Genomic DNA, 25,932 nt, shown 5'->3' with positions numbered 1-25,932 from the left:
GTCGGTCGGCCGCGGCTCGGGGTGCGGCCGGGGCCGGTCGTGCGGCCCGGTCGGGCGGGGCGGTCACACGGCCCGGTCACAAGGGGCGGTCACAGGGGGCGGTCACTCCGGGCGCTGCTCCGCCAGGAGCTTCGCCCGGGTCTCCCGGACGAACGCCGCGACGACGTCCGCGTCGGCGAGCACGCGGGTGACGACCCGTCCGCCCCGGCCCGGTCCGGTGCGCTCCGTGATCCGCAGCTCACGCGTGTCCTCGGCGCTGATGTCCTGGAGGTCGCTCCACGGCAGCGGGGCCGTGGGGTGGTCGTCGTCGGGGTCGAGGAGGAGCCCCGCGGGCAGCACGGCGAGCACCGTCCCGAACAGGACGTGCCCCTCCTCCTCGAACCGCTCGTGCAGGGGCGCGGTGTAGCGCGGCAGCAGGCCCGCGCGGATGGCCTCGGCCAGCCCCGGTTCGTAGCGGCCCGCCAGTTTCGAGACCACGAAGGGGGTTTCGCGGCCGCGCGCCAGGATGAGGACGCGGCCGAAGTGCTCGACGCTCAGGTTGCCGCGGAACTCCATCCGGGAGGGTATGTACTCGTAGCTCTCGATGGCGTCCCAGGGGAGGGCGCGGAAGTCGCCGCCGGCGTGGTGGAGGACGAGGCCGCCCTGGTAGCGCGCCACGGCGACCAGCCCGGAGCGCGGCGGGACCTTCTTGTAGGCCACGGCGGCCGCTGCCACGGCGGCGACCGCGAGGACGGCGCCCCACCAGGTCCAGCCGGAGGCGGCGAGGACGAGGATGCCGGGCAGTCCCAGGCCCCACTTGCCCACGCCGTCGCCGATCCGGCGGCTCGTCCGGTACAGCCGCCGCCGTTCGCCCAGGCCCGCCTCGGCCGCGACCTCGTCGCAGCGGGTGGCACCACTCATCGCTGACTCCCCTCGGCTGTGGAGCGCGCCAGTCTAGTCAGGGTGGTCGGGAGGGCGGGTGGTCGGGCGGTCGGTCGGGGCGGCCGGGTGGGTGGTGAAATCCCTTGCCCGCAAAGGCTGGTAACACTGTTTCCCATCGGTTACGTTGTTACCCATGAGCACGCCCTACCAGGACGCGCAGCGGGTCGGCCAGGATGCCGTACGCGCCGTGATCCTCGACCGCGCCATCTCCCTCCTCGTCGCCGAAGGCCCCGCCGCGCTGACCGTGCGCCGGATCGCCGCCGAGATCGGCTCCTCGACCAAGGTGCTGTACACGATGTTCGGCGGGAAGGAGGGGCTGCTCGACGCGCTGTACCGGGAGGGCTTCGCACGACTGCGCCGGGCGCAGGAGCAAGTCCCGCGCGGGAGCGACCCGTTGGAGTACCTGACCGAGCTCGGCCGCGCCTACCGGGAGCGGGCGGTTGCCGAACCCGCCTACTACCGCGTGATGTTCGAGCAGCCGGTGCCCGGATTCCGGCCCAGCGCCGAGGCGTTGGCCCTGGCCGACGGCGCGTTCGGCGCCTCGGTGGCCGCCGTCGAGGCCTGCATGGCGGCCGGGGTCTTCCGGCCCGGCGACGCCCTGGAGGTCTCCAACCTCTTCTGGGCGGCCACCCACGGCGCGGTGAGCCTGGAGCTCGCCGGCCACTTCGCGTCGGCCGAGGCCGGGGCGCGCTACGAGGCGCTGATGGCCGCACTGGGGCGGGCGTTCGGCGCCGGTTCGTGAACGAGTCCGGACACCCCATCACCTGACGAGAGGCCGAGACGATGAGCCCAGGCGACCCGATCCGCAACAGCACGATCGGCAAGAGCAACGGCAACGGCGCGATCAGCAACAGCAACAGCAACGGCAACGGCAACAGCAATAACGGTACGAGGCGCAGCCGCTACGTCTCCGGGAACTTCGCCCCGGTGACCGAGGAGGTCACGGCCTACGACCTGCCCGTCACCGGCCGGATCCCCGCCCACCTCGACGGCCGCTACCTGCGCAACGGCCCCAATCCGCTGGGCATCGACGACCCGGGCGCACACCTGTGGACCCTCGGCGCGGGCATGGTGCACGGCGTGCGGATCCGGGACGGGCGCGCCGAGTGGTACCGCAACCGCTGGGTCCGCTCCGGCGCGGTCGCCGACCGCCTCGGTGAGCCCCGGCGCGGCACGCCCGTCGACGAGCGGATGGACATCTCCCCCAACGTGCAGGTCGCGGGCCTCGCCGGGCGCACCTACGCGCTGCTCGAAGGCGGCATCCGCCCGTACGAACTCACCTACGAGCTGGACACGGTGGGGCCGTGCGGGCTGGGCGCCACGCCGGAGGGGTACAGCGCCAACGCCCACTCGGTCGTCGACCCGCACACCGGGGAACTGCACTCGCTGGCCTTCCGGTACGGCTCCGAGCAGGTGCAGCACATCGTGATGGACGCGGCCGGCACCGTCCGGCGCAGCACGCTGATCGAGGTGCCCGGGAACCCGTACATGCACGACTTCGCGCTCACCGAGCGGTTCGTGCTGCTGTACGACACCCAGGTGGTGTTCAGCCCGGCGCACCTGGCCACCGGGGTGCCCTTCACCTGGGACGGGCGGCGCGCCGCCCGGGTCGGGGTGATGCCGCGCGAGGGCGGCGCGGTGCGGTGGTTCGAGCTCGCGCCGCACCTGGTCGGGCACACCCTCAACGCGTACGAGCGGACGGCGGACGAGCTGGTGGTCGACGTCGTGCGGCACCCGCCGGGCATGGACCTGCGGAACATCGGCGCGAGCCGCCCCACGCTCGACCGCTGGACGGTCGACCTGGCGGCGGGGACGGTCCGGGAGGAGCGGCTGGACGACCGGGTGCAGGAGTTCCCGCGCCTCAACCCGCGGCACACCGGCCGCCCCTACCGCTACGGCTACGCGGCCGCCGTCGAGCTCTACGCGCCGCCGACCGGCCCTGGGGACGACCGCCCGGACGAGGGCTTCAGCAACGCCCTGCTCAAGCACGACCTGAGCCGGGGGACCGTCGAGGCCCACGAGTTCGGGCGGGACGGGGCGGTGGGCGAGGCGGTGTTCGTCGCCGCCGAGTCGCCGACGGCGGAGGACGACGGGTACCTGATGGCGTACGTCCACGACCCGGAGCGGGGAGCGGCGGACCTGGTGGTCCTCGCCGCCCAGGACTTCACCGGCGAGCCCCTGGCCCGCATCCACCTGCCGGTGCGGGTGCCCCTGGGCCTGCACGGCAACTGGGTGCCGGGCGGGGACAGGGTGCCTGGCGGGGACCGGACCGCGGGCAGGGGCGGGGACACGGGCTGGAGCTGAGGGGCCAAAATGTGCCCGCCGCGAGCACGGGCGGGATCGCGCCCGGCGGCACCGCGGGGGAGGGCGTCGGCGTAGGGGACGGGGGTCTCGACGGCGGCGAGGGCGGTGCGGGTGGAGAGGGCGGCGAGGGGGAGGCCCTGGGAGCCGGGGCGGAGCCGCCCCGGCGGGGTCATCGGGGCCGGGTGGCGCGGAGGGAGTAGGTCTGCGGGGCGGGGGCGCCGGCGGGGACGCGGAAGTGGGCGTGGGCGTGCTCGTGGAGGAAGTCCAGGCGCAGGCCCGCGTCGGCCAGGGCGGTGACGACCTCGCCGAGGCCGTGCTGCCACTGGACGGTGACGGTGGAGTCGAGCCGGGCGTCCGGGTCGGCGTAGGTGCCGGGGTAGTCGACGACGATCGGGGTGCGCTCGAAGTAGTCCTCCGCGAAGCCGCGCCCGTCGTCGGCGAGGACGTCGGCCACCGGGTGGTACTCGGCGAGGTAGAGGAAGCCGCCGGGGGTGATGAGCGAGGCGACCGTCCGGGCCCAGCGGGTGAGGTCGGGGAGCCAGCAGAGCGCGCCGAAGCCGGTGTAGACGATGTCGTACGTCCGGCCGTCGAGCGCCTCGGCGGCGGCGTAGACGTCGGAGGTGACGAAGCGGGCGTCGGCGGCGCCGATCCGGGCGGCGAGGTCGGTGGCGGCCGCGACGGCCGGGGCGGAGAAGTCGAGCCCGGTGACGACGGCGCCGCGGCGGGCCCAGGAGAGGGTGTCGAGCCCGAGGTGGCACTGGAGGTGGAGCAGGGTGCGGCCGGTGACGTCGCCGACCTCGGCGGGCTCGTAGTCCTGGAGGGTGTCACGGCCCGCGACGAAGCCGGGCAGGTCGTAGAAGGGGCCGGCGGCGTGGACGGGGACGCGCTCGTCCCAGTTCGCGCGGTTGGCGGTGCGCCAGTCGGGGGTGGTGGATGGCGTGGTCATGCCGGGCAACGCTAGTCAGCGGCCCAGGGGCGGGCAATCGATTTCCGCGCCCGGCGCGCGCCGTGGACAGCAGGTGCCACCGGCGCCCCGGGCCCGGTATGTGCGGGTCATGGCCGGGGTTTTCCCTGCTCTTTGTTCCGGATCATGGCGCGCTCTGCGACGATCCGATGATCGTCGCCCCGACGCGGTGGGCGGCGCGTCGCAGGGGAGAGACCGGCATGGCCGTTCGGCCCGAGGACAGTGTCGTCCGGGCGAAGTGGGGAGTGTGGTCCGCCTGGGACCGGGAGACCTGGATGGTGGTCTCCGGCGGGGTGCTGGGGGCGCTGTTCGCGAGCATGGGGCTGGCGGTGCTGTTCGGCCCGGCGAACGGGTTCGGCGGCGACAGCCTTGCGTACATGGGGATCATCAGCATCCTGGGGCTGATGCCCTGCGGCGCGGGCTTCGTCTGGGCGCTGATCCACCCGAGGGCCGGGTTCCCGTCGGCAGCCGTCGGGGCCGTACTGGGGCTCGGGATCTTCGTCGGCTTCGCCGGGGACGGCCTCAACGACTCCTGGAAGGCGCCGCTGGACCGGCCGTCGACGATCCGCGCGGTGGGCAGCTGGACCAGCGGGGACCTGGTGGTCCGGGCCCGGCCGGACCTGGTGGTGGCGTACCGCCGGACGACCGGGGCCGTCGCCTGGCACTGGGCCCCGCCCGGGGAGGACACGGTGTGCGCGATGAGCCGGACGACCGGGCCTGACGGCACGGGCCGCGGCGGCGCCCTCGGCCTGATCGGCCACGCGCCGCACGACAAGCCGTGCTCCGCCGTCACCGCGCTCGACCTCTCCGACGGCAGGGAGGGCTGGACCGCCGCCGTGGACGCGCCCGCCCGGGACGGGGACGACGCGACTCCGGACGTGGTCGCGGTGGCCGGGCAGCAGGCCCTCCTCCAGGAGAAGGCCGGCTGGCGCGCCGTACGGCTGGCCGACGGCCGGGACGTCTGGCGCGGCGCGGCCGACCCGGGCTGCACCCCGCTGCAGGTCGCGGGCGGGCCCGGGGACGCCGTCACGGTCGCGCAGTGCGGCGCCGCGCCGCCCGTGCTGCGCTCGCTGGCCCCGGCGGACGGCCGGGAGCAGCGGCGGATCGCGCTGCCCGCGGCGGGCGGGCTGAAGAACCTCGCGGTGGTGTCGGTCGACCCGCTCGCGGTGTGGGTGGACGCCCAGGCCGAGCGCGGCACCCACGCGGTGCTCAGCTACGACCGGACCGGCCGGCAGCGGGCGGTGATACCGGTCGCCGGGGACGAGTACGACCTGGACGTGATGCTGGGCGGGCTGCACGCCTTCGACGAGTTCAGCGCCCGGCCGCTGTTCGGCGGGGTGGTGGTCGGGGACCTGTTCGTCGTACCGGGGGAGAAGCCAGGCGACATCGGCATCAGCGGCGGCAAGCACCCGAGCCGCACCGCCACCGGCCGGCTGCTGGCGTACTCGCTGACGGACGGCGGCAAGCGGTGGACGGCGGGGCTGGACGACCAGGTGACCGGCCTGGTGGTGGACGGCGGCTCGGTGTGGGCGATGACCCGGGGCCGGGTGACCAGGGTGGAGGCGGCGACCGGGCGGCAGAGCGCCGTGCTGGACGTCAACGACACCGCGTCGCTCTATCCGGTGGACCTGTCGGTGTCGGACGCGGAGCGGTTCACGGTGGTCGCGGAGGACGGGACGCGGGACGAGCCGCCGGTGCGGGCGATGAGCTGACGGGGGCCGGGACGGGGCCCGCCGCCGACGGACCTGACCCTTTCGGGTGGTTGTGTCAGTCTGGTGGGGGAGCACCGCCGAGACCGGGAGACTCGTGATGGCCGAGATCAGGGTGAACGGGGTGGCGCTGCACTACGAGGCCCGTGGCGAGGGCCCCGGCGTCGTCCTGGTGCACGGTTCCTGGAGCGACGCGGACTCCTGGGCGCGGGTGCTGCCCGGCCTGGCGGAGTCCACCACCGCGGTCGCCTACGACCGCCGGGGGCACAGCCGCAGCGAGGACCCGCTCACCCAGGGTTCGGTGCACGAGGACGCGGCCGACCTGGCCGGGCTGATCCACGAGCTGGGCCTCGCGCCCGCCTTCGCCTACGGCGACTCCTACGGCGCCCTGGTCGTCCTCCGGCTCGCCGCCGCCCGGCCCGACCTGCTGCGCGGGATCGCCGTGCACGAGCCGCCGGGCACCGGCATCCTGCTCGCCGACCCGGACCTGCGACCGCTCGGCACCGGCTTCGCCGACCGGATCGCCGCCGTCCGGGAGCTGCTGGAACAGGCCGAGTCGGCGGCCGCCGCCGAACTGTACGTGGACAGCCTCGCCTTCGGCCCCGGCGCCTGGGAGCAGCTGCCCGCGCCGGTCCGGCACAGCTACATCCGCAACGCGCCCACCTACCTGGACGAGCTGCGCGACCCGGACGCGCTCGACCTCGACCTCATCGGGCTCGCCCGCTTCGGCGAGCCCGCGCTGCTCACCCAGAGCGACGAGAGCGCGCCGATGTTCGGCGAGGTGCTGGACCTCATCGACCTCACCCTGCCCAAGGCGGAACGCCACCTGTACGGCGGCGCCGGGCACGCCCCGCACCTGTCGCAGCCGGAGGAGTGGGTGCGGGTGGTGCTGCCGCGGGCGCTGCTCTGAGACTGCCGCGGCTTCCGCGATTGATGTGACGGTGCGTCACCGTCGCTGGCTCCGTCGGGGATTCGCCCCTGGTCGAATCCCCGGATAACCGCTCGCCTTCGCCGTCGTCCCGGGCGCAGGCTACTTCCGTGCCCGCGTCAGTACGGACGCGGTGCGAGCGGAAGGACTCACATGACGAGCACGCGCGGCCGCATCGCCGCCCTGCTGGGCGCCGTCGCGGTGGTCGCCGGCACCACGCTGGCCACTCCCGCGGCCGCCACGGCCGACACACCCGCCACGGACAGGCCAGGCGGCGGGATCACCGGGCAGGCGCCCTGCCCGGACGCGCCCGAGTTCACCTGCGGGACGCTCACCGTCCCGCTGGACCACAGCGGCGCCGTCCCCGGCACCCTCGACCTCGCGGTGGCCGTCGCCGGGAACACCGCGGCCCCCAAGGGCGACCTGCTGTTCCTCACCGGCGGCCCCGGCCAGCCCGGCGTCCCGCTGATGAAGCGGATCGCCGGAAAGATGGCGCCCGTCCTCAAGGACTACCGTCTGGTCATGTACGACCAGCGCGGCACCGGCGCCCGTGCGCTCCAGTGCCCCGGCCTCCAGGAGGACATGGGCTCCTCCGACCTCGCCGTGCCGCGCAAGCAGTCGGTCGCGGACTGCGCCGCCACCCTGGGCCCCAACGCCCGCTTCTACAGCACCGCGGACACCGTCGCCGACATCGACCGGCTGCGCGGTGCCCTCGGCGACCGGCGGCTGACCCTCGACGGCGTCTCGTACGGCACCCTCGTCGCCGAGCGGTACGCGCTCGCCCACCCGGCGCACGTGGCCCGGCTGGTGCTCGACTCGGTGGTGCCGCAGCAGGGCTACGACCCGCTCGACCTGGCCGCGCTGCCCGCCAGCGCCCGGGTGCTGCGGGCCGCCTGCCAGGCCACCGGCTGCACCACCGACCCGGCCGCCGACCTCGCCGCCACCGTCCGGCGGTACGGCAACGGGGCGCAGGTCCTGGACGCCCTCACCAGCTACGAGTTCACCGACCCGAACTACGGCGGGGTCCCGGAGGCGCTGCACGAGGCCGCCGCCGGGCAGCCCGCCAAGCTCCAGGCCTTCATCGAGACCGTCCACCGGGAGGACGCGGCCCCGGCCGAGGCGCTCAGCCAGGGCCTGCACGCCGCCACCGTCTGCGCGGACTCGCGCTTCCCGTGGGGCAGCACGGACACCCCGGTCGCGGGCCGGGCGGCCGCGCTGGAGCGCACCCGGCAGCGGCTGACCGCCGAGCAGACCTGGCCGTACGACGCGGCGACCGCGACCGGGCTCGGCAGCCAGCTGGTCTGCCTGGACTGGCCGCGCGAGCAGGTGCCGCCGATCCCGCCGGCGCACCGCAGGCTGCCGAACGTGCCGGTGCTGCTGCTCGGCGGCGACCGGGACCTGTCCACGCCGAACGAGTGGCTGTACCAGCAGGCGGAGCTGGCGCACGACCCGCAGGTCGTGATCGTCCCGGGTGCGGCGCACTCGGTGCAGACCCGGGCGGCCGACCCGGCCGGGCGGCAGGCGGTGTACGACTTCCTGCTCAAGTAGCGGGGGCCGTCGGCGGGTTGCGGCCGACGGTGGACCGCCGCCGGCGGTGGGCCGTTCCGAGCAGGGGACGGAACGGCTCGCCGCCGCGCTACGGCCCGGCCGCGCCCCAGCCGTCGTCGGGCAGGGAGCGGTCGGGCTCGGGGCAGTCGAGGTGTTCGTAGCCCCACAGCAACGCCTTGTGCAGCGCCCACGCCTCCAGCGGCGGCCCGTCCTGGGACGCCCGGTTCGTCAGGACCAGCTCCACCCGGACCTCCTCGGCCGGCGAGAACAGCAGGTTCCGCTGGTCCGGGAGGTTCTCGTACGTCACCGTCTGCCAGCTGTGGCCGGTGGCGGTCAGCGCCGCCATCAGGTCGGCCTCGGAGACGTGGGTGTCGAGCGTCGCCGAACCGCCGCCCGGCTGCGGGAGGTCGAGCTCTCCCTGCCAGACCGGCAGGGAGAGCGAGTGGAGCCGGCGGCAGCGGCAGAACACCGTCCGCACGTCGCCCCAGCAGAAGGCGTGCGGCCACCGGTCGCCCCGGTGGATGCCGCCGCCGTCCCACGGATCGCCGTAGTGGACGGCGAGTTCGGGCAGCGAGGCGCCGTAGCGCAGCTCGCCGAGGCCGCCGGTGGTGGCCAGGACGGTGACGAGCGGGAGGAAGCCGGTCAGCCCAGGCACTCGCGCACCGCCTCGATCAGGCGGTTCGCCCGGGCGTCGCCGTGGCCGATCATCCGGTTGGCGACGTAGGCGAAGCCGACGCCGAACTCGTCGTCCCCGAAGGCGAACTGGCCGCCGGCGCCGTCGTTGCCGAAGCTGCGCGCGCCGAGCAGCGGGCGGAAGGCCGGGGAGTCGAGCAGCAGCCCGGAGCCCCAGCGGGCGCCCATGTCGAAGCCCAGGAAGCCCGCCCCGGAGGAGACTTCGCGCACCGCGCCGGTCACGGTGTCGGGCGAGAGCAGGCGGGGCGCGCCGTCCAGTCCGGTGGCCGTCGCCGCGTAGAGGCCCGCCAGGCCGGTGGCGGAGGCGACGGCGCCCGCGCCGGGCAGCTCGATCGCGTGCAGCGCCGGGTCGTTCCAGCCGTGCGGCACGTCCAGGCCGGGGAAGACCAGGGCGCCGTTCATGGTGACGATCCGGGTCAGCAGGTGCTCCGGGCCGGGCATCGGACGGCGGCCCTCGGCCTCCACCAGCCGGGCCAGGCGGGGGAGTTCGCTCTCCGGCAGGCCGATCCAGACCGGCAGGCCGAGCGGCTCGGCGATCTCCTTGCGCAGGAACGCGCCCGGGGTCAGCCCGGTGATCCGGCGGATCACCTCGCCGACCGCGAAGCCGAGCACATGGCCGTGGTACTCGTACGCGGTGCCCGGCTCCCAGAGCGGCTGCTGCGCCTCGATCGCCCGGACCACCGGATCCCAGGCGGCGACCTCCTCGAAGGAGAGCACCGCGTCCAGGGCGGGGATGCCGGCCCGGTGGCCGAGGATCATCCGGGTGGTGACGTCCTGCTTGCCGTTGCGGGCGAACTCCGGCCAGTAGCGGGCGACCGGCGCGTCCAGGTCGAGCCGGCCCCGCTCGGCGAGCAGGTGGGCGCTGATGCTCACCGGGCCCTTGGCACAGGAGAAGACGGGCACGAGGGTGTCCTGCGCCCAGGCCCGCCCGGTGCGCTCGTCGGCCGTGCCGCCCCACAGCTCCACCACCTTCCGGCCCCCGGCGAACACCGTGACGGCGGCGCCCAGCTCGGGGAACCCGGCGAAGTTGGCGGCGAAGACGTCCGCGACGGCGCCGAAGCGCTCGTCGGCCCAGCCCTGGTGCTGCTGCATGATGTGGTGCCCCGTTCTGCCCAGTTCCGCCCTCAAGATCGACCGAACCACGCTACGGGAGCCCGGCGCCCCTGACGAGGGGATTTCACCAGGCCGGGACGGGTGGGACGGATGTGGCAGACTCGCCGGCCCCGGCCTGCGGCGGCTCTACCACCCGTACGACGGCGGGGCGGACGTCTACCTGGCGTCGACGGAGGAGCGGGACCGGCTGAAGGAGCGGCACGCCGGGTGGCTGTCGGGGCACCCGAACGGCCTGTGAGCGGCCGCGCCGGGCGGACGGCTTGCCCTCACCGCCGTCCGCCGCGCACAGTGTCCGGAGCGCGTTGACGATCACGCGCCCCGGCAGCCCGGCTGCCGCAGCGAGCGAGGGAGCGACACATGGCCGTCAGTCTGAGCAAGGTCGAGCAGAGCGCGCCCGCGCTGGTGAGCCTCTACAAGACGGCCGGCGCCTCGGTGGAGCGGCGCGGGCTGAACGGCCAGCGGGTGGCGGTGTACCTGGTGGTCGACTACTCCGGCTCGATGCGGCCCTACTACAAGGACGGCAGCGTCCAGGCGCTCGCGGACCGGGTCCTGGGGCTGTCGGCCCACCTGGACGACGACGGGACCGTGCCGGTCGTCTTCTTCTCCACCGAGGTCGACGCCCAGGCCGAGATCGCCCTGGAGGACCACGCGGGCTGGATCGACCGGATCGTCGCGGGCCTCGGCCACATGGGCAGGACCAGCTACCACCTGGCGATGGACGCGGTCATCCGGCACTACCGGGAGAGCGGAGCCACGGACCCGGCCTTCGTGCTGTTCCAGACGGACGGCGGCCCGATCAGCAAGCCCGCGGCGGAGAAGAAGCTCTGCGAGGCGGCGACGCTGCCGATCTTCTGGCAGTTCATCGGCTTCGGCGACCCGGACAGCCGGCAGTTCGACTTCCTGCGGAAGCTGGACGAACTGCCCGTCCCGGAGAAGCGGCCGATCGACAACGCCGGCTTCGTCCACCTGGGGCGCGACCCCCGGACGGTCTCCGACGACGAGCTGTACGACCTGCTGCTCACCGAGCTGCCGAGCTGGCTGGTGGCCGCCCGGGCCCAGGGCATCGTCCCGGACGGCCCGGCGCTGCGGGCGCCGGTCGGCGCCACGGCCGAGGAGCGGCCGCAGCGCCGGGGCTTCTGGGCCACCCTGACCGAGGGACTGGGGAAGCGGGGCCGCCGCGGTCGGTAACCCGACGGCGTCGGGACCAGGCGCTCTCTTCCGGATCACGCCGCGCGCCCGGCATGATCCGAACGAGAGGGCCTAGACCGCGGGGACCATCCCGAGGAGCTCGCTCAGACGGCGGACCGTGGCGGGCGACTCGCGGTGCAGGCCGGCGATGTCGAGGCCCTCGTCTCCCAGTACCATCAGCAGCGCCTGCTCCCCGATCGCCAGCACCACGACGTAGCCGCTGGTGCAGCGGGTGACCACGTCGCGCAGGCCGCCCACGCCGACCTCGGCCGCGGTGCGCCGGCCGAGGCCGAGCATGGCGGCGGACAGGGCGGCGGCCGACTCGGGGTGGACGGCGGCCGTGTCGGCGGCCACCAACAGGCCGTCGGTGGTGGAGACGACACTCTCCGAGATGCCCATGACCCGGTCGCGGAGGGACTTCAACTCGTCGACCAGCACGGCGGTCGGTGTCTGGCTGCTCATGGTGCGCTCTTCTCGCTCTGCTCGGTCGTCTCGGTACGCGCGGTGTGCTCGGCGCGGTGTGCGTTCGGTGGACCGTCGGAAGCGGCCGCCGCTCCCTCGGATCGGGCGGGCAGGCCGCCGGGGCCGCCCGGACCACCCGCGCCGCGTCCGCTGCGGACGCGGCGCGGTAGCGGCCCGGTGTCGGCCGGCGGCGGTTCGCTCGTCGGCGTGCGCGGGGCCACGCTCGGTGCCAGGGGCCCCGGGTGAGCCGGTTCCCGGTGGAGCAGGTGCCGGGCGTCCATCCGTACGACGTCGAGGAGCACGGCGAACACACCGCGTCCCAGGGCGAAGCCGAGGTCGCGCGCGGTGCGGCGGCCGGTGGCGGCGGCCAGGATCTCCCGGTAGCGGACCGGGATCCGCAGCGCGCCGGACTCGGCCCGGGCGGCAGGACGGATCCGGATGCGGGCCAGTTCGCCGGGCGGTCCCCAGAGGCGGGTCAGCAGGGCCGTCCGCCGGGCGGTCTCCTCGAAGAGCCGCTCCGGCTCGATGCCCGGGCGCAGCGCGATCCTGGCAGGCGGCGCCGCCTCGGCCGTCTCCCAACTGCCGGGCGGGCTCAGCACCAGGGCGAAGGCCCCGTCGAAGGCGGCGGCGGCGCAGACGGCTTCGAGCTCGGCGGCGCCGATCGACCCCTGAGCCACCAGGGCCGCGCCGAGGTCGCCGCCCCAGGTCGGGGGAGCGTCGGTCGGTCGGCCGATGGACGCGGCCGTCTCGGCGGACGCCCACTCCTCCTCGCCGACGCGCCGGGACTTCAGCAGCAGGGTCGCGGCGGTCGGGGCCCCGGGGGTCTCGATCGCCGCGACCAGACCCTGCTCCAGGTGGATCGTGCCGCCCGGTGCGCTGGAGACGGTGACCGAGCCGGTGAACTCCGTCCGGCGCAGCGCGAGCAGCAGCGCGGGCACGTTGCGCGCGGTGGGTGGAGCCGGCGTCGTGGGAGTCGCGGGCACGGCGGGCGGCGCCGTGCCGTGGGACGGGTCGGTCATGCCAGCAAGTCCTGCGCGCGGTCGGCGGTCTGGCGGAGGGCCAGTGCCAGGTTGGTCCGTTCCCGGTCCAGCACGGTGGCCAGCAGCAGGGGGTCGCCCTTCCGGGACACCACCTGGACGACCTGGTGATGGCGGGTGCTGGTGACCACCAGGCTCTCCAACTCGCTCTCCGCCCCTGCCTCGTACAGCCGCTCGCCGATCAGGTTGGTCAGCTCGGCGAGTTCGGCCCCGGTCCCGAGCAGCCGGTGGTCCCCGGCGGACTGGTAGCTGAGACCCGTGACGGCGTCGACGAGCGCGGCACCGACCACTCCGGGGGAGCCGAGCACATCGGAGAGGGAAGCGTCGAGTGCGCGCACCAGTACCCCTTCACGTTCTGAACCCCGGCAGCGTACTTTATTCCATCATTTTCACGAGGCGACCACAACCGGCGGCTTCTTGCTATTTTGTTCCCGCACACGGGAGTTCTGCCCGGAAGTCACGCAAAGGACGAACAGCGCATGAACATTGACGAGGCACTCAAGGACGCGATGGCCATCGAGGGGGCCATCGGAGTGGCCGTGGCCGACCACGAGAGCGGTATGTCACTCGGGTTCCTCGGCGGGGGGCAGCAGCTCGACCTGGAGATTGCGGCCGCCGCCAACACCGAGGTCGTTCGTGCGAAGATACGCGCCCTGGCCGCGCTGTCGATCGATGATGTCATCGAGGACGTCCTGATCACCCTCGGCACCCAGTACCACCTGATCCGCCCGCTGACCCGCGGTCACGGCTCGCTCTTCCTCTACCTGGCGCTGGACCGCTCGCGGGCCAACCTCGCGCTCGCCCGGCACGGTCTCAAGCGCATCGAGGCCGCTCTCGACATCTAGCCGGGGTCGGGGCCGGCCGCCCGGGTGTCCGCGCCCCGTCCGGACGTCCTGCCCGGAGGCCCTGCCGGAAGGCCCGCGCGGGCCGCGTTTCGCGCGCGGAATTCCGGACGGAGCGAATGCGCGGCGTGACGAGGCGGCTACGGAGATCCGTCCGCGGGAATCGGGCCGCGAATATCGAGGGTGTGCGCCCGGCACGGAAATGCGTGACTTTCCGATGACTGGGCGTCATATTCGCCCCGGCTGTTCCGGCCGGCGGTGGAGCGCCGGAATACCGTGGTCGAACCGCCGGAGCGCCGGTGTTTCGGCGGTGCCACGGACCGGGCAACTCCCGGTGATCCCGACGGTTCTGACGCCCTGCTATGGTCCGGATCCGTGACGGACGGGGTGCGGAACCAGTACGAGGCGATGCGCGGGCACTTCCACCGGGCCGCGGGGCAGCACGGATTCACGCTCGACCCCGCCCAGGAGCTCCCGGTCGAACGACTCAGTCGACTGGCCGGCGAGCTGGCCCACCCGGCCTGGCGGCTGCGCCGCAGTCCGCGGCACCTCTACCTCTGGGGCCCGGTCGGCCGCGGCAAGAGCTGGCTGGTGGACACCTTCCTCGACGGGCTGCCGACCCCGCGCAAGCGGCGGCTGCACTTCCACGACTTCTTCCGCCGACTGCACGAGGGTGTCGCCCACCACTCCGAGAGCCGGAGCGCGGACGGCGCGGCGGTGGACCGGGCCGTGGACGAGCTGCTCGGCAACTGCCGGATCCTCGTCTTCGACGAGTTCCACGCCCACGACGCGGGTGACGCGATGCTGGTCGCCCGTCTCCTCCGCACCCTGCTGGACCGGCGGATCACCCTTGTCACCACGTCCAACTACCCGCCCGCCGGGCTGATGCCCGACCCGCTGTACCACCACCTCTTCGAGCCGACGATCAGGCTGATCGAGGAGCGGATGGACGTGCTCGACGTCTCCGGGCCGGTCGACTTCCGGCGGCAGCCCCGGTCGGAGCGCGCTCACGGGTTCGACCTCGGCGCCCGTCTCCGCCCCGGCGACGAGCCCTCGGCCGGTCTCACCCCGCCCCGGCCCGAGGAAGCGGGTCCGGTGGCCGCCCACCGCCGTGAGCTGTCGGCCCGGGCGGTCCGCGAGGACCACGTGTGGTTCGGCTTCCAGGAGCTGTGCGAGGGCCTCACCTCCGTCGCCGACTACCTCGCACTCGCCGACCGCTTCCCCACCGTCGTCCTCGACGGCGTCCCACCGCTCGCCGAGGCGTCCCCCGACGGCCGTCGGCGCTTCGCCAACCTGGTCGACGTCTGCTGTGACCGCGACGTCCGCCTGGTCCTGATCGGCGCCGATCCGCTCGCCGGCCTCGCCACCGGCTCCACCCTCATGCGCGACCTCGACCGCACCGCCAGTCGCCTCGCCCTCCTCCGCCCGCCGGTTCGGGAGGCCGCCGGCTGAGCGCCCGCCGGGCGACCGGCGGGAACGGAGAAGTCCTGCCGGAGTGCCAGGACTTGCCCGGTCGATCGCGCCGGCCCTGGAGGGGGGTTGCTCGCCCGGCGCCTTGGCGAACCGGCGTGCCAGGCCGGGGCGGAGTCCGGTAGCGTGCGCGAAGGAGTGCCGGGAAGCCTGGTCGGCGATCGAGGGACAGCTGTGTCCGCGAGCCGGTCCGGGGGTGGTGTGCGTGGCGCTCGACGCGAGGTCCGCCAGCGCGCCGCCGCTCCTCGCGCGGACCCGCTCAGGCCGTACGCAGCGCTCACGGGGCTTCGGCGAGCTCCGGACAGACTCCGAGAACCGCGACACCGTCCGGCGTTTCGGCCGCCCGGTACCGTCCGACCCCGGAAGGGGCGGGGCGGCACGCCCCGGCGACGGCGACCCGGGGGTTCCGGCCGCGCACCGGACCGGGGGGAGAACCGTCATGACCCACCGTCCCTCACCATGGACCCGCACCGGCGGCGCGCTGCTCGCCGTCGCGGCGCTGGCCCCGGCGGCGGCCGCCTGGTACGTGTTCACCGTCGTGCTGCCGGACGACGCCGAGCGGTACCGCTCGTACACGGCCGCCGTGACCTGCCCGGCCGGGAGCCCGGGCGCGGGGGTCGAGGAGTGCGTGCGCGCCGTGCCGTTCACCGTCAGCGGCACGGTCGTCCGCAACGCGGGCAAGAGCTCCGAGTTCCGGGCGACGCTGGACGGCGCGCCGTTCTGGAGCGGCGAGGTGGGGTTCGCCGACGGCGGGCCGCTGCTGGACGGACTGAAGCCCGGAGACCGGGTGGACGGCACGGTGTGGCGCGGCCGGGTGATGCGCCTGGAACGGGCCGGTGTCGCGCAGGCCTCGTACGACGAGCCCCGCGACGAGGGGCAGTTCACCGCCGGGGTGGGCACGTTCGCCGCGCTGCTGGCGGTGCTCGCCGCCGTCCTGGGCGCGCTGCGGTTCACCGGCCGCCCCGGCGACGTCACCCTCGACCTCGCCCGGTCGCTCGTCCTGTGGACGCTGCTCGCCTGCGGAGTGCCCGCGGTGCTCGCGTCCGTGACCGGCCTGCCGTGGTGGACGGTGCCGGCCGCGGCCGTCCCGGCGGCGCTGCTCGCGGCGGAGGCGGTGCGGCGCCGGAACCGGGGGAGGACCCCGGGGGGACCCCGCCGGCTGCCCGCTTGACCGACGACCCGTCCCCGCTTGCGCCCGCCCGTCCCCGCGTGTGCCCGCCCGTCCCTGCTCGCACCGGCCCGTACCCGATCCCGGCCGTCGGACAATGTTTCGGCCGGATGAGGAACGGTGTCGCTACCGTCTACCGAGCCCGTGGCCTGGGCAGGCTCGGGCTGACAGTGCTAGCGAAAGGGGCCGACGATGGCCGCAGTTCACGAATCCGTCCTCGACGCGATCGGCGGGACGCCGCTGATCCGCCTGGCCCGGCTCGGCGCCGGGATCGCCGCGCCGATCTACGCCAAGGCCGAGTTCCTCAACATCGGTGGCAGCGTCAAGGACCGCGCCGCGCTCTCGATGGTGCTGGCCGCCGAGCGGGACGGCCTGCTGAAGCCGGGCGGGACGATCATCGAGGCGACCTCCGGGAACACCGGCATCGGCCTGGCGATCGTCGGGCGGCAGCGCGGGTACCGGGTGATCGCCGGGGTGGCCGACAAGTCGTCGGCCGAGAAGTCCGACATCCTGCGGGCGTACGGGGCGGAGGTCGTCCTCGCGCCGACCGCCGTGCCCGCCGAGGACCCGAGGCACCTGTTCAACGTCGTGCAGCGGCTGGCCGAGGAGATCCCCGGCGCCTGGCTCGCCAACCAGTACGACAACCTGGCCAATCCGGACGCCCACATCCGGACCACCGGCCCCGAGATCTGGGAGCAGACCGGCGGCCGGGTGACCCACTTCGTCGCCGGCGTCGGCACCGGCGGCACCATCACCGGCACCGGCGGCTACCTCAAGGAGACCTCCGGCGGCGCCGTGACCGTGGTCGGCGCGGACCCGGAGTCCTCCACGTACGGGGGCGGCGACGGCAGCCCGTGGTACGTCGAGAGCATCGGGCACTACCTCCACCCCGACACCGTCGAGGACCGCATGCCGCAGGCCCTGCGTACGGAGCTGATCGACTCCTACGAGCGGATCCCGGACCGCGAGGCGCTGCTGGCCGCGCGTCGCCTCTCCCGCGAGGAGGGCCTGCTGGCCGGCCCGTCCTCCGGCGCGGCGGTGGCGGCGGCGCTGCGGGTGGCGCGCCGGCTCGGGCCGGACGACCTGGTCGTGGTGGTGCTGCCGGACTCGGGGCGCTCCTACCTGTCCAAGGTGCACAGCGACGCGTGGATGCGGGAGTGGGGCTTCCTGGAGGAGGCGGCGGACGGCCTGCGGCCGCTGCTCGACGCCGCCGCGCCGCTGGTGACGGTGGCCGCCGGCGCGACCGTGGGCGAGGCGCTGGAGGTGCTGGGCGATGCGCCGGGCGGCGTGGCCCCGGCGGTGCTGGCGCGGGCGGCGCGCCCGTACGGGGTGGCCGCGACGGAGGTGGTCGGCTCGGTCTCCCGGGCCGCGCTGGCGGCGGCGCTCGCGGACGGCGCGGCCAAGCCGGGCGACCCGCTGGGCGGGCTGATCGGGCCGGCGCTGCCGACGGTCGGCGTCGGGCAGTCGGCGGCCGACGCGCGGACGGTGCTCGGGAGGACGCACCGGGCGGTCATGGTCCTGGTGGACGGTCGGGTGGCCGGGGTGCTGCCGAGGGAGGCGGTGGCCTAACCCCCTTCGACTGTCTCCTGGGCGCCCCCTTCGGCGGGCGCCAGGATCGCCGAGATCACCCGGTTCAGGGTGCGGTCGAAGGCCCGGTCCGGGTCGGCGGGCGGACCGGTGGTGGCGAACGCCTGGGCCAGGTGCGGGAATTCGCCGCTCGCCGCCGCCTGGCCGAGGTAACCGACCAGCTCCGCCTGCCACTTGGCGCCCGCCGCGGCCGTCTGCTCGTACTGGGCGAACTGGCCGACGAAGCCGTTGAACAGCGCCATCGCCTCCATCCGGGCGCCCCCGCCGAGGCCGGTGGGGGCGGTGACGGCGAGGAAGTGGTCGGTGTAGCGCAGGGCGTTGGGGCCGATGCTGGGGCGGACCAGCACCAGTGCGGGCAGCCAGGGGTGGCGGCGGGAGAGGCCGAGCTGCTGGTGGGCCAGGTCGGCGAGGTCGGCCCGGACGTCACCGCTCGGCGCGGGCGGGAAGCGGTACTCGCCGGCGACCGCGTCGAGCATCAGGTCGAGCAGGTGCTCCTTCTTCGGCACGTAGTTGTAGAGCGACATGGTGCCCGCGCCGAGCGCCGCCGCGACCCGGCGCATGGAGACCGCGTCCAGGCCCTCGGCGTCGGCGATCGCGATGGCCGCGGCGGCGATCGAGTCCCGGCTGTGGGCCGGGCGCGGGCCGCGGCCGGTGCGCTCGGGGCGCAGCCAGATCACTTCGGGGGCCTCGGGGGGCGTGGGCCTGTCGGGCTGTTCCGACTGTTCCGGCTGGTCGGGGCCGGTGGGGGACTTGCTGGACGGCACTGGAAGATCACCTCGCCCTCCCATCTTAGATACGTACGGCGTACGTAGTACGATGGCGCCCAAGCGCGCTTCTACGTACGCTGTACCTAGAGAAGGGCAGAGCCATGTCCGACACCGCCCGACCCGCCGCCGGCGCGGCGCCCGCCATCGAGATGACGGGCGTGCGGAAACGCTTCGGCGCCACCGAGGCCCTGCGCGGCCTCGACCTCACCGTCCCGGCCGGCACCGTCTGCGGCCTGCTCGGCCCCAACGGCGCCGGCAAGACCACCGCCGTCCGCGTCCTCGCCACCCTGGTCGCCCCCGACCGCGGCACCGCCCGGGTCGCCGGACACGACGTCGTCCGCGCCGCCGAGGACGTCCGGCGCGCCATCGGCCTCGCCGGGCAGCACGCCGCCGTCGACGAGGGCGTCACCGGCCGCGACAACCTCCGGCTGTTCGGCCGGCTGCACCACCTCGGCGCCCGCCGGGCCCGGGAGCGCGCCGACGAACTGCTCACCCGCTTCGACCTCACCGAGGCCGCCGACCGGCTCGTGCGCACCTACTCCGGCGGCATGCGCCGGCGCCTCGACCTCATCGCCAGCCTGGTCACCAGCCCGCCGGTGCTCTTCCTGGACGAGCCCACCACCGGGCTCGACCCGCGCAGCCGGCAGGCGATCTGGGACACCGTCAAGGAGCTGGCGGACGCCGGCACCACCGTGCTGCTCACCACCCAGTACCTGGAGGAGGCCGACCGGCTCGCCGACGACATCGTGGTGATCGACCACGGCGCCGCCATCGCCACCGGCCCGCCGGACCGGCTCAAGGCCGCGATCGGCAGCCAGGTCTCCGTCACCCTGGCCGACCCCGGGCAGCTCGCCGCCACCGCCGTGGTGCTGTCCTCGATGACCGGCGGCGACGCGCGGGTGGACGTCGTCGAGCGGACCGTCACGGTGCTGACGACGCCCGGCGTGTCCGTCCTGCTGCCCTCGCTGGTACGGGAGTTGGACGGCGCGGGGGTCGTCGCCGAGGACGTCGCGGTGCGGGCGCCCTCGCTGGACGACGTGTTCCTCGCGCTCACCCAGGAGTCCGCGGACGCCGGGAGGGCCGCCTGATGACCGCCGCCGCACTCGCGCCCCCGCGCCCGTCCGCCGTCCCGCGCCCGTCCACCGCCCGGCGGCTCGCCTCCGGCACCTGGACCTCGATGCTCCGCGTCCTGCTCAACTACCGCCACTCGCCCGGCCTGTTGGCCGCCTCGCTGGGCGTGCCGGTGGTGATGGTGGTGGTCTTCGGGTACGTCTTCGGCAGCGCCATGCAGGTCCCCGGGGGCGGCGGCTACCGGGAGTTCCTGATGCCCGGCCTGTTCGCCATGGTGGCCACCAACGGCGTCATGCCCACCATGGTCGGTGCCGCCCGCGACGTCGGGCGCGGGGTCACCGACCGGCTGCGCTCCATGCCCGTCTCCCGCACCGGACTGCTGCTCGGGCAGGCCCTCGCCGACCTGCTGGTCAGCGTCGTCGTCCTGGCGCTGCTGGCGCTGGTCGGGCTCGCCACGGGCTGGCGCGTCCGGCACGGACTCGCCGACGCGGCAGGGGCGTTCGCACTGCTGCTGCTCTTCCGCTTCGTGATGACCTGGGTCGGCACCGTGCTCGGCCTGACCATCGGCAAGGAGGAGGCAGCCGGCCAACTGTCCGCCGCGGTGATCCCGTTGGCGATGGTCACCAACGCCTACGTGCCGACCGGCGGCATGCCCGGCTGGCTGCGGTTCCTCGCCGACTGGAACCCGGTCAGCTCCGTCGTCCAGGCCTGCCGGGAGCTGTTCGGCAACCCCTCGGCGGCCGGTTCCGCCTGGCCGACGCAGCACGCCGTGCTCGCCGCGCTGCTCTGGAGCGCCGTGCTGCTCGCGGGCTGCATGCCGCTCGCCGTACGGAAGTTCGCCACCCACGGGCGGTGATCCGCCAGCTTGCGGCACGCCCCCCTAATGTGCTGGACAGCGGGGCCGGTGTGGTCTTGGGTGGGGCGCCATGGAGTACACCCACCTCGGCCGCACCGGCCTGACCGTCTCCCGCCTCTGCCTCGGCACCATGAACTTCGGTCCCCACACCGAGGAGGCCGAGGCCCACCGCCTCATGGACGCCGCCCACGAGCACGGCATCAACTTCTTCGACACCGCCAACACGTACGGCCGCGACCGCGAGGGCCGGCTGCGCGGGCGTACCGAGGAGATCATCGGCCGCTGGTTCGCCAAGGGCGGCGGCCGCCGCGAGCGCACCGTCCTCGCCACCAAGGTCTACGGCGACATGGGGGACTGGCCCAACGAGAGCAGGCTCTCCGCGGTCGCCGTCCGCAAGGCCGTCGAGGCCAGCCTGCGCCGCCTCCAGACCGACCACATCGACCTCTACCAGATGCACCACATCGACCGGGCCACGCCCTGGGAGGAGATCTGGCAGGCGATGGAGGTCCTGGTCGCCCAGGGCAAGATCGTCTACGTGGGCTCCAGCAACTTCGCCGGCTGGCACATCGCCCAGGCCCAGGAGACCGCCCGCGCCCGCCACTTCCTCGGCCTGGTCAGCGAGCAGTCCCTCTACAACCTGCTCGACCGGGCGGTCGAACTCGAGGTCGTCCCCGCCCTCCAGCACTACGGCCTCGGGCTGATCCCGTGGTCGCCGCTGCGCAGCGGCCTGCTCGGCGGCGTCCTGCGCAAGGAGCGCGAGGGCACCCGGGACCGCAGCGGCATGGCCCTCGCGAGCGAACTCCTCGCCAAGCACCGCGACCGCATCCAGGCCTACGAGGACCTCGCCGCCGAACTCGGCGCCGACCCCGCCGACCTCGCCCTCGCCTGGCTCCTCTCCCGCCCCGTCGTCACCGCCCCCATCATCGGCCCCCGCACCCGGGCCCACCTCGACGCCGCCGTCGGCGCGCTCGACCTCAAGCTCGACCAGAAGACCCTCGACCACCTCGACGAGCTCTTCCCGGGCCACCGCCCCGCCCCGGAGGACTACGCCTGGTAGCCCGCCCGCGCCCCGGCTTCGGCCCGGGCCTCAGCCGGTGCCTCCGTCGCGCCCCCGGCGGCCGTGGAAGACGGCCTGGCCGGGGGCGCGGCTGTGGTAGCAAGGCAGGCATGAGGGAGCGGGAGCAGGAACGGGAGCGGGCGCGGAAGCGGGGCGGGGGCCGGGGGGCGTACCACCACGGGGCGTTGCCGGAGGCGTTGGTGGCGGCGGCGTTCGAGGTGCTGGACGAGCAGGGGCAGGAGAAGGTCAGCGTGCGGGAGGTGGCGCGCCGGGCCGGGGTGTCGGCGGGGGCGCCGTTCCGTCACTTCGCCGACCGGCAGGCGCTGTTGACCGCGCTGGCGGACCGGGTGCTGGCGGACTTCGTGCGCTGGCAGGAGGCCCAGGTGGCGGCCGCCGGGCCGGACGGCAGGTCGGTGATGCGGGCGATCGGGCTGGGGGTCGTCCGGTACGTGCTGCGCCATCCGCGGCGGTTCGAGCTGGTGCGCTCGCGGGTGTTCGCCGCCTCGCGGGATCCGGAGCTGAGCGAGCGGCTGGACGGCATCGACCGGGTGTTCACGGACCTGATCGTCGCGGACCAGGAGGCGGGCCTGCTGCGCCCCGGGGATCCGGCGCTGGTCGGGCTGGCCGGGCAGGCACTGGTGTACGGGCTGGCGCAGATGATCCTGGACGGCTACCTGCCGGCCGCGGCGGCGGAGGAGCTGGCCTGCCAGGTGATGGACACCTTCGGCCAGGGGATCGCCAACCACCCTTCGCCGTAACCGAATTGTGCGCTGGACGAGCCTTGACCGGGCCATTCCGCGCTGATGTAATCACCGATTACATCGGCACGGGCACGGGAGGCAGAGATGTCCTTGTTCGCCAAGCCGCAGCCGGGCTACACCACGGCCGCCGCCACCGGCGACACCGTGGTGCTGCTGATCGGCATGCGGATCAACCGCTTCTGGGCCGTGCACCACTGGGGCCCGGTGATGTTCTCGATGCTCCGGATGCTGTACGAGCTGGGCCGCGCCCCCGAGCGCGGCCTGCGCGGCCGCGTCCTGCTGACCGCCTCGCCGCGCACCTACTACGTCGTCCAGTACTGGGAGTCGAAGGAGAAGCTGTACGGCTACGCGAGCGCGCCGGACGGCTTCCACCACACCGTGTGGGGCATCGTCAACCGCAAGCTGCGGCAGGGGAAGACGCGCGGCCACGTCGGGCTCTGGCACGAGACGTACATCGTGCCGCAGGGCGGGTACGAGGCGATCTACTTCGACATGCCGCCGTTCGGCCTGGCCGGTGCCACCGGCTCGCTGCCGCTGGAGGCGCGCGGCCGGCGGGCGTCGCAGCGGCTGGCCTACCGGGAGCCGGAGTCCGGTGGGGTGGAGCCGGCCGAGCCGGGGACCGGCGCCTGAGTACGGCCGCGCAGGGAGTGTCGTGAGCCGCCCGGCCGCCGCGCCGTGAGAGCGTCAGGGGATGGTGGATCGGGGCGACGCGCGGCCGGAGGCGCCGGCGCGGCCGGTACGGGTGGTGCACGAGGTGCCGTACCGCGCGCAGTGGGAGTCGGCGGAGCTGGTGCGGGAGATCGTCGACGGGCGGCTGGACGCGTCCGCCGACCCGCGCTGGGGGCAGTCCGGAGCGGCCAGCGCGGAGGAGTACGCGTGGTGGTCCTGGCGGCTGTGCGGGGTGGCCTGCCTGCGGATGGCACTGGCGCACTGGTGGGGCGTGAACCCGGCGGCGATGGCGCTCGCGGAGGAGTGCCTTGCGGCCGGCGCGTACCTGCGGGACGGCGACGGCCTGCGCGGACTGATCCACGCGCCGTTCGCCGGGTACGTCGAGCGGCGCTGGGGACTGGCCGCGCGGGCCCGGGAGTTGACGCCCGAGGAGGTGTCGGCCGAGGTGGTCGGCGGCCGGCTGGTGATGGTCTCGGTGCACCCGTCGATCCGGGAGCCGTACGGGCCGGAGCCGGTGCGGCGCGGCGGGCACCTGGTGCTGGCGGTGGGCGCCACGGACACGGCGCTGCTGGTGCACAACCCCTCCGGGTTCCCGGGGGAGTCGCAGGCCTTCGCGCGCGTGCCGTGGCGGTCGTTCGGGCGGTTCTACGCCGGGCGGGCGATCGTGCTCGGCCCGCCCGGGGCGCTCTCGTCCTGAGGCCGCGGACGGGCCGTGGCGGCGTCCTCGGCCTGAGGCCGCAGGCGGGCCCTGGCGGCGTCCTCGGCCCGACGTCGCGGACCGGGCGGACCGGGTGGGCCGGCCGTCACTGGTTGTCCGGCAGCCCCATCGGGTTGATCGGCAGCTCGCTGCGACAGAGCGCCGAGATCGGCTTCAACGCCGCCGCCAGCCGGTCGAGTTCGGCGCGCGGGTAGTCGTCCCAGACCCGGGCGGCGGCCAGGTCGGTGGCGGCCTCCAGGGTCTGGTGGCGGATCCGGCCGAGTTCGGTGACCGTCCCCTCGGCGGTCAGCCAGCCGCGCTCGACCAGGCGCTCGGCGGCCGCCTCCCACTCGGCGTCCGTCCACCCGCGCAGCGGCTGGATCATCTCGCGCCGCATGTCCATCGCGCAGCGGACCACCAGCGCCTCGCAGCCGTCCAGCCCGGCCGCCACCAGGGCGGCCACGTGGCCGTCGCCGCGGTGCTCGCGCATCACGGTGGCGGCCTGCCAGAGCCGCTCGTAGAGGCCGCTCGGGCGGGGCAGCGCGGCGTTGGCGGCGGCCAGCACCCGGCCGGCGCAGTCCAGCCGGGTGGCGGCCTGCTCCAGGGTCTCGGCGACCAGCTCCACCTGGTTCTTGTCCACGTGCTCCAGCAGCCGGCCCAGGATCGTCGCCGAGGCCTTCAGTCGAACGGCCAGCGCCTCCTCCGGGCTCGCGTGGTTCCACACCTCCGGCAGGGCCCGCTCGACCATCGCCGGAGCGAAGTTGAAGAACGCGGCGGTGACCGGCGGGGCGTCCACCGCGCCGAGCGGGGCCGCGCGGGTGGCGAAGTAGCCGTGCAGGCGGCCGTGCAGACCGGCCTCCTCGAAGGCGGATCGGCCCTCGGGCAGGAAGTAGGTGACGGCGTGCACCGGCTCGAAGAGCCACCACAACGCGCGGGCGGGGTGGACGAGATCGGTCATCGAGGGACCTTCCTCGGACGGAGCCCCGGGCGGGCCGGGGCGCTCGGCTGGTCGGGACGACGGCCCGGCGGGAGCCGCGGCGGATGCGTGGACCGTTCACGCGGCAGGAGCGTGGACCGTTCACCTGGCAGGTGCGTGGACCGTACAAGGGCTGATGACCACGGGGAAGGCCCCAGTAACCCCCGAGGGGGTGTGATGACGGTCACGCGGGGGCGACGCCGTGCGGTCGGCGGCGGCACGTCACGGGATGATGGGATGAGGTGCCCGCTCCGGGGGCGCCGAGCCCTCGCAAGCCCTCGTACGAAGGTAGTCGGTCATGGCCCAGATCAACCCCAGCATCCTGTCCGCGGACTTCGCCCGGCTCGCCGACGAGGCCGAGGCCGTCCGGGGTTCCGACTGGCTGCACGTGGACGTCATGGACAACCACTTCGTGCCCAACCTCACCCTCGGCGTCCCGGTGGTCGAGTCGCTCGCCCGCGCCACCGACATCCCGCTCGACCTCCACCTGATGATCGAGGACCCGGACCGCTGGGCCCCGCAGTACGTCGAGGCCGGCGCCGGCTCGGTCACCTTCCACGTCGAGGCCGCCGCCGCGCCCGTCCGCCTCGCCCGCGAGATCCGCGCCAAGGGCGCCCGCGCCTCGATGGCGCTCAAGCCCGGCACCCCGATCGAGCCGTACGAGGACCTGCTGCCCGAGCTCGACATGGTGCTGATCATGACCGTCGAGCCCGGCTTCGGCGGCCAGGCCTTCCTGGACATCATGCTGCCGAAGATCCGCCGCACCCGGGAGCTGATCGCCAAGCACGACCTGGAGCTGTGGCTCCAGGTGGACGGCGGCGTCGCGGCGAGCACGATCGAGCGCTGCTCGGAGGCGGGCGCGGACGTGTTCGTGGCCGGTTCGGCGGTGTACGGGGCCGAGGACCCGGCCGAGGCGGTCCGCAACCTGCGGGGGCTCGCCGAGAAGGCGGCGGCCGACGCCTGGTGGGCCTGCGGGCACTGAGGGCTCCGGGGGCGGCGGCCCGGCGGCCTGCTGGTGCGCCGGGCCGTCGGCGCACCGCCTGGCCGCCTCGCCGGCCCGGCGCCGGTGACGGCGCCGCCGGATGGCCGGGCAGGGGTGGAGGAACCCCGCACCGTGGCGGATGATCGGTGACGGTGTCCTCCG

At 74.7% G+C, this 25,932-nt stretch carries 26 protein-coding genes and 1 pseudogene; 18 read left to right on the top strand and 9 right to left on the bottom strand.

From position 1 onward, the window contains the following. Positions 1-102: 102 nt before the first annotated feature. Positions 103-900 carry a hypothetical protein gene (locus ACWDD9_RS05080; RefSeq protein ID WP_449810833.1) on the bottom strand — a complete coding sequence of 266 codons (798 nt, stop codon included), beginning with the start codon at positions 898-900 and terminating at the stop codon, positions 103-105. A gap of 154 nt (positions 901-1,054) precedes the next feature. Here ACWDD9_RS05080 and ACWDD9_RS05075 point away from each other — a divergent pair, with 154 nt between their 5' ends. Both ACWDD9_RS05075 and ACWDD9_RS05070 read left to right on the top strand, forming a co-directional pair. Beyond that, complete coding sequence (locus tag ACWDD9_RS05075; RefSeq protein ID WP_074002408.1) at positions 1,055-1,663, top strand: TetR/AcrR family transcriptional regulator; 609 nt, start codon at positions 1,055-1,057, stop codon at positions 1,661-1,663. 41 nt (positions 1,664-1,704) lie between these two features. Continuing rightward, a complete protein-coding gene (locus tag ACWDD9_RS05070) occupies positions 1,705-3,225 on the top strand; it encodes a carotenoid oxygenase family protein (RefSeq protein WP_449810832.1) in 1,521 nt (506 codons plus the stop codon). A gap of 169 nt (positions 3,226-3,394) precedes the next feature. On the opposite strand, the gene ACWDD9_RS05065 is transcribed toward ACWDD9_RS05070, so the two are convergent. Continuing rightward, entirely contained in the window at positions 3,395-4,171 is a 777-nt protein-coding gene (locus tag ACWDD9_RS05065) for a class I SAM-dependent methyltransferase (protein WP_387966785.1), read from the bottom strand. A gap of 218 nt (positions 4,172-4,389) precedes the next feature. On the opposite strand from ACWDD9_RS05065, the gene ACWDD9_RS05060 reads away from it, so the two are divergent. The 3 genes from ACWDD9_RS05060 to ACWDD9_RS05050 all read left to right on the top strand — a co-directional run bounded on the left by ACWDD9_RS05060 (position 4,390) and on the right by ACWDD9_RS05050 (position 8,374). Continuing rightward, positions 4,390-5,901: an outer membrane protein assembly factor BamB family protein gene (locus tag ACWDD9_RS05060; RefSeq protein WP_380741146.1), complete on the top strand. Its 1,512-nt coding sequence runs from the start codon at positions 4,390-4,392 to the stop codon at positions 5,899-5,901. A 97-nt stretch (positions 5,902-5,998) separates the two neighbouring features. Next, on the top strand, positions 5,999-6,808 hold the full coding sequence (locus ACWDD9_RS05055) for an alpha/beta fold hydrolase (protein ID WP_049654204.1): 810 nt from the start codon (positions 5,999-6,001) through the stop codon (positions 6,806-6,808). Positions 6,809-6,979: 171 nt separating this feature from the next. Then, the gene (locus ACWDD9_RS05050) at positions 6,980-8,374 is read left to right on the top strand and encodes an alpha/beta hydrolase (RefSeq protein WP_449810831.1); all 1,395 of its coding nucleotides are present in this window, start codon (positions 6,980-6,982) and stop codon (positions 8,372-8,374) included. An 88-nt stretch (positions 8,375-8,462) separates the two neighbouring features. On the opposite strand, the gene ACWDD9_RS05045 is transcribed toward ACWDD9_RS05050, so the two are convergent. Together ACWDD9_RS05045 and ACWDD9_RS05040 are read right to left on the bottom strand one after the other, a co-directional pair. Further along, positions 8,463-9,029 (bottom strand): hypothetical protein, encoded by a 567-nt coding sequence (locus ACWDD9_RS05045; protein WP_074002410.1) that lies wholly within the window; start codon positions 9,027-9,029, stop codon positions 8,463-8,465. Next, on the bottom strand, positions 9,017-10,159 hold the full coding sequence (locus tag ACWDD9_RS05040; protein ID WP_449810830.1) for a serine hydrolase domain-containing protein: 1,143 nt from the start codon (positions 10,157-10,159) through the stop codon (positions 9,017-9,019). Before ACWDD9_RS05040 ends, ACWDD9_RS05045 begins: the two co-directional genes overlap by 13 nt. Between ACWDD9_RS05040 and ACWDD9_RS05035 the strand changes: the two genes are divergently transcribed. Together ACWDD9_RS05035 and ACWDD9_RS05030 are read left to right on the top strand one after the other, a co-directional pair. Next, the gene (locus ACWDD9_RS05035; RefSeq protein ID WP_049654209.1) at positions 10,158-10,418 is read left to right on the top strand and encodes a DUF3885 domain-containing protein; all 261 of its coding nucleotides are present in this window, start codon (positions 10,158-10,160) and stop codon (positions 10,416-10,418) included. The genes ACWDD9_RS05040 and ACWDD9_RS05035 overlap by 2 nt on opposite strands. 119 nt (positions 10,419-10,537) lie before the next feature. Beyond that, positions 10,538-11,248, top strand: a pseudogene (locus ACWDD9_RS05030) (vWA domain-containing protein); the annotation flags it as partial. 192 nt (positions 11,249-11,440) lie between these two features. Here the strand turns inward: ACWDD9_RS05030 and ACWDD9_RS05025 are convergent. The 3 genes from ACWDD9_RS05025 to ACWDD9_RS05015 are packed head-to-tail and all read right to left on the bottom strand — an operon-like array spanning position 11,441 to position 13,205. Continuing rightward, positions 11,441-11,830: a roadblock/LC7 domain-containing protein gene (locus tag ACWDD9_RS05025; RefSeq protein ID WP_449810829.1), complete on the bottom strand. Its 390-nt coding sequence runs from the start codon at positions 11,828-11,830 to the stop codon at positions 11,441-11,443. Further along, complete coding sequence (locus ACWDD9_RS05020; RefSeq protein ID WP_181970524.1) at positions 11,827-12,849, bottom strand: hypothetical protein; 1,023 nt, start codon at positions 12,847-12,849, stop codon at positions 11,827-11,829. Before ACWDD9_RS05020 ends, ACWDD9_RS05025 begins: the two co-directional genes overlap by 4 nt. Then, positions 12,846-13,205, bottom strand: coding sequence for a hypothetical protein (locus ACWDD9_RS05015; protein WP_387966792.1), 360 nt, complete (start codon positions 13,203-13,205; stop codon positions 12,846-12,848). The genes ACWDD9_RS05020 and ACWDD9_RS05015 overlap by 4 nt, the downstream gene beginning before the upstream one ends. A gap of 141 nt (positions 13,206-13,346) precedes the next feature. Here ACWDD9_RS05015 and ACWDD9_RS05010 point away from each other — a divergent pair, with 141 nt between their 5' ends. From ACWDD9_RS05010 to ACWDD9_RS04995, 4 genes are all read left to right on the top strand, one after another. Further along, positions 13,347-13,712, top strand: a complete 366-nt coding sequence (locus ACWDD9_RS05010) for a hypothetical protein (protein ID WP_049654214.1) — start codon at positions 13,347-13,349, stop codon at positions 13,710-13,712. A 372-nt stretch (positions 13,713-14,084) separates the two neighbouring features. After that, on the top strand, positions 14,085-15,161 hold the full coding sequence (gene zapE / locus ACWDD9_RS05005; RefSeq protein ID WP_449810828.1) for a cell division protein ZapE: 1,077 nt from the start codon (positions 14,085-14,087) through the stop codon (positions 15,159-15,161). Positions 15,162-15,618: 457 nt separating this feature from the next. Beyond that, positions 15,619-16,350 (top strand): hypothetical protein, encoded by a 732-nt coding sequence (locus ACWDD9_RS05000; protein WP_449810827.1) that lies wholly within the window; start codon positions 15,619-15,621, stop codon positions 16,348-16,350. A 189-nt stretch (positions 16,351-16,539) separates the two neighbouring features. Further along, the gene (locus ACWDD9_RS04995; protein ID WP_449810826.1) at positions 16,540-17,916 is read left to right on the top strand and encodes a pyridoxal-phosphate dependent enzyme; all 1,377 of its coding nucleotides are present in this window, start codon (positions 16,540-16,542) and stop codon (positions 17,914-17,916) included. Here ACWDD9_RS04995 and ACWDD9_RS04990 read toward each other — a convergent pair. After that, a complete protein-coding gene (locus tag ACWDD9_RS04990; RefSeq protein WP_449810825.1) occupies positions 17,913-18,698 on the bottom strand; it encodes a TetR/AcrR family transcriptional regulator in 786 nt (261 codons plus the stop codon). The two genes, ACWDD9_RS04995 and ACWDD9_RS04990, sit on opposite strands and share 4 nt — an antisense overlap. 104 nt (positions 18,699-18,802) lie before the next feature. Here ACWDD9_RS04990 and ACWDD9_RS04985 point away from each other — a divergent pair, with 104 nt between their 5' ends. From ACWDD9_RS04985 to ACWDD9_RS04960, 6 genes are all read left to right on the top strand, one after another. Next, positions 18,803-19,789: an ATP-binding cassette domain-containing protein gene (locus ACWDD9_RS04985; protein ID WP_449810824.1), complete on the top strand. Its 987-nt coding sequence runs from the start codon at positions 18,803-18,805 to the stop codon at positions 19,787-19,789. After that, complete coding sequence (locus ACWDD9_RS04980) at positions 19,789-20,628, top strand: ABC transporter permease (RefSeq protein ID WP_079272106.1); 840 nt, start codon at positions 19,789-19,791, stop codon at positions 20,626-20,628. The genes ACWDD9_RS04985 and ACWDD9_RS04980 overlap by 1 nt, the downstream gene beginning before the upstream one ends. Positions 20,629-20,698: 70 nt before the next feature. Further along, complete coding sequence (locus ACWDD9_RS04975; protein WP_049649295.1) at positions 20,699-21,685, top strand: aldo/keto reductase; 987 nt, start codon at positions 20,699-20,701, stop codon at positions 21,683-21,685. A gap of 110 nt (positions 21,686-21,795) precedes the next feature. Next, a complete protein-coding gene (locus ACWDD9_RS04970) occupies positions 21,796-22,443 on the top strand; it encodes a TetR/AcrR family transcriptional regulator (protein ID WP_380777825.1) in 648 nt (215 codons plus the stop codon). Positions 22,444-22,530: 87 nt separating this feature from the next. Next, positions 22,531-23,076: a DUF4188 domain-containing protein gene (locus ACWDD9_RS04965; protein WP_117487118.1), complete on the top strand. Its 546-nt coding sequence runs from the start codon at positions 22,531-22,533 to the stop codon at positions 23,074-23,076. Positions 23,077-23,137: 61 nt separating this feature from the next. Continuing rightward, the gene (locus ACWDD9_RS04960) at positions 23,138-23,812 is read left to right on the top strand and encodes a C39 family peptidase (protein WP_380741134.1); all 675 of its coding nucleotides are present in this window, start codon (positions 23,138-23,140) and stop codon (positions 23,810-23,812) included. A gap of 106 nt (positions 23,813-23,918) precedes the next feature. Here ACWDD9_RS04960 and ACWDD9_RS04955 read toward each other — a convergent pair whose 3' ends face one another. Beyond that, the gene (locus tag ACWDD9_RS04955) at positions 23,919-24,770 is read right to left on the bottom strand and encodes an SCO6745 family protein (protein WP_049649292.1); all 852 of its coding nucleotides are present in this window, start codon (positions 24,768-24,770) and stop codon (positions 23,919-23,921) included. Positions 24,771-25,086: 316 nt separating this feature from the next. Between ACWDD9_RS04955 and rpe the strand changes: the two genes are divergently transcribed. Beyond that, positions 25,087-25,770 carry a ribulose-phosphate 3-epimerase gene (rpe, locus tag ACWDD9_RS04950; RefSeq protein ID WP_049649291.1) on the top strand — a complete coding sequence of 228 codons (684 nt, stop codon included), beginning with the start codon at positions 25,087-25,089 and terminating at the stop codon, positions 25,768-25,770. Positions 25,771-25,932: the final 162 nt, after the last annotated feature.

The organism is Kitasatospora sp. NPDC001119 (assembly GCF_053598475.1).
The sequence above is the reverse complement of the archived record's forward strand: the minus strand, read 5'-3'. Positions and strand labels throughout refer to the sequence as shown.